At 70.7% G+C, this 10770-nt stretch carries 8 protein-coding genes; 5 read left to right on the plus strand and 3 right to left on the minus strand.

Annotation, left to right across the window (positions count from 1 at the left end; all coding sequences use genetic code 11):
- Positions 1 to 741 (minus strand): hypothetical protein (locus tag E1281_RS31355; protein WP_131883330.1); only part of this gene is annotated, 741 nt, incomplete at its 3' end.
- Between the two features lie 75 nt (positions 742 to 816).
- Positions 817 to 2358 (minus strand): tRNA (N6-isopentenyl adenosine(37)-C2)-methylthiotransferase MiaB, encoded by a 1542-nt coding sequence (gene miaB, locus E1281_RS31360; RefSeq protein ID WP_207943597.1) that lies wholly within the window; start codon positions 2356 to 2358, stop codon positions 817 to 819.
- 178 nt (positions 2359 to 2536) lie between these two features.
- Here miaB and E1281_RS31365 point away from each other — a divergent pair, with 178 nt between their 5' ends.
- The 5 genes from E1281_RS31365 (at position 2537) to E1281_RS31385 (ending at position 8408) form a co-directional block, all read left to right on the plus strand.
- Positions 2537 to 3352, plus strand: coding sequence for an amino acid ABC transporter ATP-binding protein (locus tag E1281_RS31365; protein ID WP_131883332.1), 816 nt, complete (start codon positions 2537 to 2539; stop codon positions 3350 to 3352).
- Positions 3353 to 3426: 74 nt separating this feature from the next.
- Positions 3427 to 4296, plus strand: coding sequence for a glutamate ABC transporter substrate-binding protein (locus E1281_RS31370; protein ID WP_131883333.1), 870 nt, complete (start codon positions 3427 to 3429; stop codon positions 4294 to 4296).
- A 111-nt stretch (positions 4297 to 4407) separates the two neighbouring features.
- A complete protein-coding gene (locus E1281_RS31375; protein WP_131883334.1) occupies positions 4408 to 5091 on the plus strand; it encodes an amino acid ABC transporter permease in 684 nt (227 codons plus the stop codon).
- Positions 5088 to 6083 (plus strand): amino acid ABC transporter permease, encoded by a 996-nt coding sequence (locus E1281_RS31380; protein WP_131883335.1) that lies wholly within the window; start codon positions 5088 to 5090, stop codon positions 6081 to 6083. Before E1281_RS31375 ends, E1281_RS31380 begins: the two co-directional genes overlap by 4 nt.
- A gap of 255 nt (positions 6084 to 6338) precedes the next feature.
- A complete protein-coding gene (locus E1281_RS31385) occupies positions 6339 to 8408 on the plus strand; it encodes a prolyl oligopeptidase family serine peptidase (RefSeq protein ID WP_131883336.1) in 2070 nt (689 codons plus the stop codon).
- Positions 8409 to 8465: 57 nt separating this feature from the next.
- On the opposite strand, the gene rny is transcribed toward E1281_RS31385, so the two are convergent.
- Positions 8466 to 10037: a ribonuclease Y gene (rny, locus tag E1281_RS31390; protein ID WP_131883337.1), complete on the minus strand. Its 1572-nt coding sequence runs from the start codon at positions 10035 to 10037 to the stop codon at positions 8466 to 8468.
- Positions 10038 to 10770: the final 733 nt, after the last annotated feature.

Consider the following 10770-nt stretch of genomic DNA (forward strand, 5'->3'; position numbering starts at 1 on the left):
GCCATAGCCGGTCCGTGACCAGGCCGCGACGAGGTAGCCGACTCCGTACGGAGCCTCGTCGGCGAGGAGAGCGGCCGTGAGTCCCTCCCCGGCGCCCGTGCCCGCGCCGGCGGCGCCGGCGAGCACCTGCCACGCCGCGCGCCCGTCCGCCCGGAGCTCGCGGGAGAGGCCCGGGTCCAGGGCGGCCAGGGCGGCGGCGTCCGCGTCCCTGAGCGCCCGCGCCGCCTCCGCGTCGAAGGGGACCGCGCGCTCGTCGAGGTAGCCGGGCGCCTTCTCCGAACGGCAGGCCGATCCGTCCCCCATCACCAGAAGCGCGACACGGTCGGCCGACGCCGCGAGCCGCCTCCCGAGTGACAGGCACTCCTCCGGCTCGGCGTCGAACGCCACCGCCTCGTACCGGGCGCCCGCGCCGGCGTCCCCCCGCTCCAGCAGCCAGCGCCCGATGGTGAGCGAGAGCGGCAGCGCCGCGGCGGTGTGCTCGGGCTCGTCGGGGATCGTCCAGGCGAGGCCGTACGGCCGGAGCGTCGCGTACGCGTCCGGCCCGTAGGATCGCGTCGCCGGGGCGCCTCCGACGACGACCAGCGCGTCCACCGGGCTCCCCCGCCCCGCGTCGGAAGCGGTCAGGCGGCGGACGGCCTCATCGCACGCGGCGCGCAGCGCGTCGAGTTCCGGCGCCGCCTCCCCCGCCACCGCGGGCACGAGGATGGGCGGATGCGGGCACACCGCCGCCGATACGAGCACACTGCCTCCCTGCCGCCGGGTCCGCTGACGCCACCCGGTCCTCCACGGGGGGATCACCCCCGATCATGCCGGAGTTCAGGAGGCGGCGGAGCAGCCGGACACGGGCGCGCCGTCCTGGGCCGGACGCCCGATCGACGGCATCCCGAGCGAAACGCCCTTCTGGCCGTCCCGCCCGCCCTGGCGGGCCTCCCAGGCGTCACCGGCGCGGGTCCGGCGGACGGCCGGCGCCGGCTTGTCGGCGACCAGGTGGTGGGGCGCGGCGTAGGTGACCTCGACCGTGACCATGTCCCCGGGACGGACCGGCTCCTCGGGCACGGCGAAGTGGACCAGGCGGTTGTCGGGCGCCCGGCCCGACAACCGGCGGGTCGCCTCGTCCTTGCGGCCCTCGCCCTCGGCGACCAGGACCTCCAGGGTGCGGCCGAGCTGCTTCTTGTTCTCCGCCCAGGAGATCTCCTCCTGGAGTGCGATCAGCCGCTCGTACCGCTCCTGGACGACCCGTTTCGGCAGCTGTCCGTCCATGGCCGCCGCCGGGGTCCCCGGGCGCTTGGAGTACTGGAACGTGAACGCGGACGAGAACCGGGCCTCCCGGACCACGTGCAGGGTCTCCTCGAAGTCGGCCTCGGTCTCCCCGGGGAAGCCCACGATGATGTCGGTGGTGATCGCCGCGTCCGGAATCGCGGCCCGGACCTTCTCGATGATGCCGAGGTACCGCTCCTGCCGGTACGAGCGGCGCATCGCGCGCAGCACGCTGTCCGAGCCGGCCTGCAGCGGCATGTGCAGCGACGGCATGACGTTCGGGGTCTCGGCCATGGCGGCGATGACGTCGTCGGTGAAGTCCTTGGGGTGCGGCGAGGTGAACCGGACCCGCTCCAGGCCCTCGACACCCCCGCACGCCCGCAGCAGCCCGGCGAACGCGGACTGCCCGCCCGCGGTCATGGCGCGGACGTCGTCGGGCGCCGCGCCGAGCGCACCGAACCCGGAGCCGTAGGCGTTGACGTTCTGGCCGAGGAGCGTGACCTCCAGGGCGCCCTCGCCGACGAGCGCCTCGACCTCGGCGAGGATCTCCCCCGGGCGGCGGTCCTTCTCCTTGCCGCGCAGCGACGGGACGATGCAGAACGTGCACGTGTTGTTGCAGCCCACGGAGATCGACACCCACGCGGCGTACGCCGACTCGCGGCGCGTCGGCAGCGTCGAAGGGAAGGTCACCAGCGACTCTTCGATCTCGACCTGGGCCTCGCTCTGGGCCCGCGCCCGTTCCAGCAGCGCCGGCAGCGACCCGATGTTGTGCGTGCCGAACACGACGTCGACCCAGGGCGCGCGCTTGACGATGGTGTCGCGGTCCTTCTGGGCGAGGCAGCCGCCGACGGCGATCTGCATGCCGGGATGCCCGTCCTTGACCGGCCGCAGATGGCCGAGGTTCCCGTAGAGCCGGTTGTCGGCGTTCTCCCGCACGGCGCAGGTGTTGAACACCACCACGTCGGGCTCGCCGCCCCCGGCGCGGACGTACCCCGCCGCCTCCAGGAGGCCGGACAGCCGCTCGGAATCGTGAACGTTCATCTGGCACCCGTAAGTACGGATCTCGTACGTACGGGGAGCCGTATCCATAGGCGCACTCATGACGGTTACCAAGGGTACGGGGCCCGCGCGATATCACGGAACCGGCGAGGCGCCACGCGGCGGACCACCGATGATCACTCTCCGCCACGGCGAAGGCCGCCCGACATGGGCATTCGTGATCGTATCGGTACCGCGCGGCAACTTACGGGGAGTCGTCGATGACGTAAAGTCCGGCCGCATGACGGACAGCGAAGACGGGCCCGACCTCACCGAGGACGGGCCGGAGGACTCCCCCGCGGAGCGGGCCGCCGCGGGCGACCGGCCCCTCGTCGTAGTCGAAAACGTCAACAAGCACTTCGGCGAGCTGCACGTCCTGCGGGACATCAACCTCACAGTGGACCCCGGCGAGGTCGTCGTGGTCATCGGGCCGTCCGGCGGTGGGAAGTCGACCCTGTGCAGGTCGATCAACCGGCTGGAGCCCATCGACAGCGGAACGATCCTCGTCGATGGGAAGGAGCTCCCCGAAGAGGGCAAGGAACTGGCGAGACTCCGCGCCGACGTCGGCATGGTGTTCCAGGCGTTCAACCTGTTCGCCCACAAGACGATCCTCGAGAACGTCACGCTCGGGCCGGTCAAGGTCCGCAAGCAGGGCAAGCAGGAGTCCGAGAAGCACGCGATGGAACTGCTGGACCGGGTCGGCATCGGCGACCAGGCCCACAAGTACCCCGCCCAGCTGTCCGGCGGCCAGCAGCAGCGGGCCGCGATCGCGCGCTCCCTCGCGATGAAGCCGAAGGTGATGCTCTTCGACGAGCCGACCTCGGCGCTGGACCCGGAGATGGTCAACGAGGTCCTGGACGTCATGACGGGCCTGGCCCGCGAGGGCATGACGATGATCGTCGTCACCCACGAGATGGGCTTCGCACGCAGGGCCGCACAGAAGGTCGTGTTCATGTCGGACGGCCAGATCGTGGAGGAGAACACACCGGAGGAGTTCTTCACCAACGCCCGCACCGAGCGCGCGAAGGACTTCCTCTCCAAGATCCTCACCCACTGAACTGTTCGGTCCGCAGGGATGAGAATGGTCCACTGAGCCACGGGGCTCCGGCAGAGAGCAGAGGTAGGACGAGAATGCGAGTACGTCGTTTCGGCGCCCTCATCGGGGCGGGGATGGCGTTGTCACTGGCGCTTACCGCGTGTGGCAGCGACACCGAGAAGACCGAGGCCAAGACGATCGTCCAGAAGGCCAAGGACGACAAGAAGCTGACCATCGGCATCAAATACGACCAGCCGGGGCTCGGCCTGAAGAAGCCCGACGGCACCTTCTCGGGGTTCGACGTCGACGTCGCCAAGTACATCGCCAAGCAGCTCGGCGTTCCCGAGAGCGGTATCACCTTCAAGGAGACGACCTCGGCGAACCGCGAGTCGTTCATCGGCGGCGGGCAGGTCGACCTCGTCATCGCCACCTACTCCATCACCGAGGAGCGCAAGCAGCAGGTGACGTTCGGCGGCCCGTACTACGTGGCCCACCAGGACACGATGGTGACCGCCGACAACGACGACATCAAGAAGGCCGCGGACCTCAAGGGCAAGCGGCTGTGCAAGGCGGCCGGATCCAACTCCTTCCGCCGCATCACCGAGCCCGAGCCTGACGGCAAGCTCGACATCGACGGCGTCAAGCTGGTCGACGCCCAGAGCTACTCCGAGTGCGTGAGCAAGCTGAAGTCCGGGGCGCTGGACGCGGTCAGCACCGACGACGTCATCCTCGCCGGGTTCGCGAACCAGCAGAAGGGCTCCTTCAAGGTCATCAACGACCCGTTCACCGACGAGAAGTTCGGCGTCGGCATGAAGAAGGGCGACACCGAGACCTGCGAGGCCGTCAACAAGGCCGTCAACCAGATGTACTCCGACGGCACCGCCGGGAAGCTGCTGGACACGCACTTCGCCGGCAGCGGGCTGAAGGTCACCAAGACCGTCCCGCAGATGGAGGGCTGCGCCTGACCGCAGGCCGAGGCCGACCTGTCATGACCGTGCGTCCCCGCGAGGGCGTGTCCCTCCGGGGACGCACGGGCATGGCCCGACACCGCTGGAACGCCATGGAACAGTTCAGCAATGTTTGACTTCAGCCCGTTCTTCGACAATTTCGGGGAGATCAGCCAGGGATTCTGGGCGACCCTGCGACTGGCGGCGGCGGCCGCGGTCTTCTCCCTGATCATCGGCACCGTCATGGTGAGCTTCCGCGTCTCCCCGGTGCCGGTCATGCGCTCCTTCGGGACGGGCTACGTCAACATCGTCCGCAACACCCCCCTCACGCTGGTGCTGCTCATGTGCAGCCTGGGGCTCAACGACATCCTCGCCCTGAAGTTCTCCAGCGTGTCCTCCACCACCTACTACTGGTGGGCGGTCGTCGGGCTGTCCGCCTACACCGGCGCGTTCGTCTGCGAGACCCTGCGTTCGGGGATCAACACCATCCCGCTGGGGCAGGCCGAGGCCGCCCGCTCGATCGGGCTGACGTTCAGCCAGTCGCTGCGCATGATCATCCTGCCGCAGGCCTTCCGCTCGATCATCGCGCCGATGGGCAGCGTCCTCATCGCGATGATCAAGAACACGACGGTGGCCGCCGCGGCGAGCTACGGCGAGGTCGCGCTGGTGACCAAGACGATCATCGACAAGCCGACGTTCTCCGACGGGGTGATCCCGCTGTTCCTGGGCGTGGCCATCGGCTTCCTGATCCTCACGCTGCCGACGGGGTACTTCTTCGGCTGGCTGGCCAAGCGAATGGCGGTGGCGCGGTGAGCAAGGAAGCCTCCGTACTCTTCGACGTCCCCGGCCCCCGGGCGCGCGCGCGGAACAGACTGCTGACCGTCCTCGTGTCGGCCGTGCTCCTGGCGATCCTGGGCGGGCTCGTCTGGCGGCTCTACGACAAGGACCAGTTCGCGAGCCACCTGTGGACCCCGTTCACCGAGTGGACGGTCTGGCGGCACCTGCTGCTGCCCGGCCTGCTGAACACGCTGAAGGCCGCCGCCGTGGCGACCGTGCTGGCGCTGCTGTTCGGCGCCGTGTTCGGCCTGGCCCGGCTGTCGGACCACTGGTGGATCCGGATCCCGGCCGGCGCCGTCGTCGAGTTCTTCCGCGGCATCCCGCTGCTGATCCTGATCTTCCTGGCGTTCTTCGTCCCCAACAAGATCAGCCCGGCGATCGCCGAGTCGCAGTTCGGCCAGATCCAGCGGATGTCGGTCGACTACTTCTTCTTCATCTTCGGCGTGGAGAGCAACGCCGGGGTGGTGACCGTCCCCGCGTTCGCCGCGGTCGTGTTCGGGCTCGTGATGTACAACGGCTCGGTCCTGGCCGAGGTGGTGCGCGCGGGCGTCCTGTCGATCCCGAAGGGGCAGTCCGAGGCCGCCTACTCCGTCGGGCTGCGCAAGAACGGCGTCATGCGGCTCGTTCTGCTGCCCCAGGCCGTCACGGTGATGATGCCGGCGATCGTCAGCCAGATCGTCGTCCTGCTCAAGGACACCGCGCTCGGCTTCATCATCGCCTACGGCGAGTTCCTCCAGGCGGGGTTCAAGCAGGTCCCCGCCAACTACAGCAACAACGTCCTGCAGGCCGGCATCGTGGTCGCGATCATCTACATCGGGATCAACATGTCGCTGAGCCGGGTCGCGACGTGGCTGGAGCGGCGCAGCCGCCGCAGCCGCAAGACCTCGGCCAAGACCATGGGCACCGCCGGGCCTCCCCCGGCCCCGGGGATGTCCCGGCAGGCCACCGGCGAGGCCGGAGCCGTCTGATCCCACCCCGGCCCCGAGGGGCGCCGCCGGTTCCGGCGGTGCCCCTCGGGGTCTTCGCGGCTGTCGCGACCGGCCGCGTGGCCGGGTCTCGCGGGCGGTTCGCGGTGTACCGGTCCCGGGGTCCGATTCGGCGGCGCGCAGGGCGCTGATCACCTGCGTTGCCCCGGAGTGACCTGGTGGACGGCTTGTATCTTTCCGAGGTCAAACAGCCCGTCATGTCCCCAACACGTCCCCGTATGCGGGACGATTCCTGGTATGACCGCTCGTGCGACCCTTCCCTTCGGCTCATGGCCTTCACCCATCTCCGCGGCTGATGTCGCCCGCGCCCGGCTGCGCCTCGGCTTCCCCACCGTCGCGGGCAGCGACGTCTGGTGGCAGGAGACCCGCCCTGAGGAGGGCGGGCGGACCACGGTCATCCACCTCAAAGGCGGTCACCGCACCGAGCTCCTGCAGGCGCCGTGGGACGCCCGCACCCGCGTCCACGAGTACGGCGGGCGGTCGTACCTGCCGGTCCGCACCGCCGGCGGACGGTCGATCGTCTTCTCCAACTACGACGACCAGCGGCTCCACCGGCTCGACGAGGGCGACCCGAAGCCGTACCCGCTGACCCCCGAGCCGGCCGTCCCGGCCGGGTTGCGCTACGCCGACTACACCGTGTCGCCGGACGGCACGGAGATCTGGTGCGTGTGCGAAGGCCACATCGCCGCGCCCCCGCCGGCCCCCGCACCCCCGGCGGCTCAGGCGGCCGGGACCGCGGAGGCCGCCGAGGGGCCGGAGGGCACCGAGCCCGCGGCGGATGAGCCGGACATCACGGGCATCAGGCGGGCCATCGTCGCCGTCCCCCTGGACGGCAGCGCCGCCGAGGACGCCGGCGCCATCCGGGAACTCGTCACCGGCGCCGACTTCTACGCCTCCCCCGTCCCGTCCCCCGGCGGCGGGCACCTGGCGTGGGTGCAGTGGAACCACCCCCGCATGCCCTGGGACGGCACCGAGATCCGCGTGGCGGCGCTGGAGGACGGGACCGCGGTCGCGCCCCGCACCGTCAAAGGCGGCCTCAACGAGTCCGCGCTCGCGCCGCTGTGGCGCGACGACGAGTCGCTGTACGTCATCTCCGACTGGCCCGGCTGGTGGAACATCTACCAGGTCGGCCTGCACGGCGAGTCACCGCAGGCGCTCTACCCCGCCGAGGAGGAGTTCGCGGGCCCGCTGTGGCAGCTCGGCGGCATGCCCTACGCGCTCCTCGGCGACGGGCGTCTCGCCGTCCTGCACGGCGAGGGGGACATGCGCCTCGGCGTCTACGACCCGGAGACCCTCGACCTCACCGACCTGGAGGTCCCGTACGGGCACTGGCAGACGCAGCTGTCCACGGACGGGTCGACGATCGTCGGCATCGCCGGCGCCCCCGACCTGCCGACGTCGGTCGTGCGGATCGACACCGCCACCGGCCGCGTCGAGGGGCTGCGCCGCGAGCTGGCCGAACCGCCCGACGCGGCCTACCTGTCCACGCCGCGCGCCGAACGCCTGGAGGGGCCGTTCGGGCGTCCCGTCCACGCCTACGTCTTCCCGCCGGCCAACCCCCAGGCGGCCGCTCCCGAGGGCGAGCTGCCGCCGTACGTGGTGTTCGTGCACGGCGGGCCGACGGGACGCGTCTCCACGGTCCTCGACCTCGAACGGGCCTACTTCACCAGCCGCGGCATCGGCGTCATCGACGTCAACTACGGCGGATCGACCGGCTACGGCCGCGCCTACCGCGAACGGCTGCGCCGCCAGTGGGGCGTCGTGGACGTCGAGGACGCCGTCGCCGCCGCGCAGGCCCTCGTCGACGGCGGCATCGCCGACCCGGACCGCCTGGCGATCCGCGGCGGCTCCGCGGGCGGCTGGACGACGCTCGCCGCCGTCACGCAGACCGGCGTGTTCAAGGCCGCCACGTCCTACTTCGGGATCAGCGACCTGCAGAGCTTCGCCGAGGCCACGCACGACTTCGAGTCGCAGTACCTGTTCGGCCTGATCGGGCCGCTGCCGGGGTTCGAACGCGCCTACGAGGAGCGTTCACCGCTCGGCCACGCCGGCGACACCGCGTGCCCCGTCCTGCTGCTGCAGGGTCTCAGCGACCCGGTGGTGCCGCCCGACCAGTCCGAACGCTTCGCGCTGGCACTCGCCGGGAAGAAGATGCCGCACGCCCACCTCACGTTCGAAGGCGAGTCGCACGGCTTCCGCCGGGCCGGCACGGTCATCCGGTGCCTGGAGGCCGAGCTGGCGTTCTACGGCCAGACGCTCGGGTTCGAGCCGCGCGGCGTCGAGCCGATCGAGCTGACGGCCGGCTGAGGACCCGCCCGTCCGCCTCCGCGCCGGCGGACGGGCACGATCTCCCGGCCGGTCCGTTCAGCGGGCGAACTCGATCGCCCTCGACTCCCGGACGACGGTGACGCGGATCTGCCCCGGATAGGTCAGCTCGTCCTCGACCTGCTTGGCGATGTCGCGCGCGATGACCTGCGCCTGGATGTCGTCGACGGAGTCGGGCTTCACCATCACGCGGATCTCCCGCCCGGCCTGCATCGCGAAGACCTTCTCCACGCCCTCGTGCCTGTCGCGGGCGATCTCCTCCAGCCGCTCCAGCCGCTTGACGTACGCCTCCAGGGACTCCCTGCGCGCCCCCGGCCGGCTGCCGCTGACGGCGTCGGCCGCCTGGGTCAGCACCGCCTCCACCGTCCGGACCTCGACCTCGTTGTGGTGCGCCTCGATGGCGTGCACGACGTCCTCGTGCTCGCCGTACCGCCGCGCGATCTCCGCGCCGATCAGCGCGTGGCTGCCCTCCACTTCGTGGGTCAGCGCCTTGCCGATGTCGTGCAGCAGCGTGCACCGCTTGGCGACCTCCACCGGCAGCCGCAGCTCGCTCGCCATGACCCCCGCGATGTGCGCGGACTCGATCAGGTGCTTCAGCACGTTCTGCCCGTATGACGTGCGATACCGCAGCTGGCCGAGCAGCGCGATGAGCTCGGGATGCATGTCGGCGATGCCGACCTCGACCAGCGCGTCCTCCCCCGCCCGGACGCACAGCTGCTCCACGTCGCTCTTGCTGCGCTCGTAGATCTCCTCGATCCGGTGCGGGTGGATCCGGCCGTCCAGGACCAGCTTCTCCAGCGTCAGCCGCCCGACCTCCCGCCGCACCGGGTCGAAGCAGCTCAGCAGCACCGCCTCCGGCGTGTCGTCGATGATCAGGTTGACGCCCGTCGTGGTCTCGAACGCCCGGATGTTGCGGCCCTCACGCCCGATGATGCGGCCCTTCATCTCGTCGCTCGGCAGATGCAGCACCGACACGACCGACTCGGCCGTCTGCTCGCTGGCGACCCGCTGGATCGCCAGCGTCACGATCTTGCGGGCGCGCTTGTCGCCCTCCGCCCGCGCGGCGTTCTCGATCTCCCGGGTGATCGGGATGGCCTCCCGCTTGGCCTGGTTCTCGATCGCCGCGACGAGCTCGCCCTTGGCCTGCTCGGCGGTGAGACCGGCGACCTGCTCCAGCACCTTGCGGCGCTCCTCGGCGACGCCGTCGAGTTCCTTCTCGCGGCGTTCGAGGGCCTTCTTGGTCTCGGCGAGGCGTCCCTGCCAGTCCTCCAGGCGCCGGACCTCACCGTCCAGCCGCTGCTCCCGCTCCGCGAGCCGCGCCTCACGGCGCTCCAGATCCTCCCGCACGGTCCGCAGGTCGTCGCGGAGGGCCCGGCCCTCCTCCTCGACCTCCGCGCGCGCCTCCGACGCCATGCGCTGCGCGTCCCGCTCGGCGCTCTCCAGCACCTCCCCCGCGTCCCGCCTGGCCTGGGACCGGATCTCGTCGGCCTCGCTCTGTGCCCGGGCCATCTCCGCCGCGGCCTTTCCGGGCATGCCCGGACGCCGCAGGACGATGATGACGAGAGCGACCAGGGTCACCAGCAGCGCTGCACCCAGCAGGACGCTCTCCATGAGGCCGATCCTTCCTCGCCGCGGGCCCGTCCGGAGTCGGGGCCCTGCCTAGCGAGGATTTACTCGCGCCAGTCGGACGGCCGGATGCGCGGCATCGCCGGGCAGCGCGCGACGCACCCCCGGTGACCCGGCCGCTTCCGGTCGACGAACGTGCTCTCCATGCCTCTCAGCTGCTGGAATGTGCTCGGTCGTATGGCAATCCGCAAGACGCGGAGTAACTCCTCACTGCCGTAACGGTAAGCGTCCCACGGGTAATGAGCAAGCAAACACGGTGCATTCCGGACTAACCGAACGTCACCGTGACGCCTTACTTACTTATTGCAGTGCCCTTGGCGGTCGGGCCTTGAAGGCCCTCCCTTCGGCGGGCACTGCGTGCGATCGCTGCATCGCTCCGGCTCGCCTTGCGGCTCGCTTCGCGATCAGGTTTCTCGCTTCGCTCGAAACCTGCCTTCGGACGTGATCGCGACGGTTTCGGCCCTCGCGGGGTTGCGGCGGTGGCCGGTGTCGCCGCGTCCGTGGGCGCGTCATCGACGGCGATCACAATGGTCCAGGACGTCACGAGACGCGGCGGTGGCCGGTGTCGCCGGTCCGTGGCGCGTCATCGGGCGCGATCCCCGCGGCCCTAAGCGTCGCAAGGACGCGACCGTGGCCGATGCCTGATTCGTTCGCGGGACACCGAACGCGACCACGACGGTCGAAGACATCGCGGGGCTGCGGCGGTGCGGGGCCATTG

This window comes from Actinomadura sp. KC345 (assembly GCF_004348515.1).
GTDB lineage: Bacteria > Actinomycetota > Actinomycetes > Streptosporangiales > Streptosporangiaceae > Spirillospora.

What these genes read in the sequence shown, in the direction of transcription:
- E1281_RS31365 (WP_131883332.1), top strand. Translation starts at nt 2,537, where the DNA reads ATGACGGACAGCGAAGACGGGCCCGACCTCACCGAGGACGGGCCGGAG.
- E1281_RS31385 (WP_131883336.1), top strand. Translation starts at nt 6,339, where the DNA reads ATGACCGCTCGTGCGACCCTTCCCTTCGGCTCATGGCCTTCACCCATC.
- E1281_RS31375 (WP_131883334.1), top strand. Translation starts at nt 4,408, where the DNA reads ATGTTTGACTTCAGCCCGTTCTTCGACAATTTCGGGGAGATCAGCCAG.
- rny (WP_131883337.1), bottom strand. Translation starts at nt 10,037, where the DNA reads ATGGAGAGCGTCCTGCTGGGTGCAGCGCTGCTGGTGACCCTGGTCGCT.
- E1281_RS31370 (WP_131883333.1), top strand. Translation starts at nt 3,427, where the DNA reads ATGCGAGTACGTCGTTTCGGCGCCCTCATCGGGGCGGGGATGGCGTTG.
- miaB (WP_207943597.1), bottom strand. Translation starts at nt 2,358, where the DNA reads ATGAGTGCGCCTATGGATACGGCTCCCCGTACGTACGAGATCCGTACT.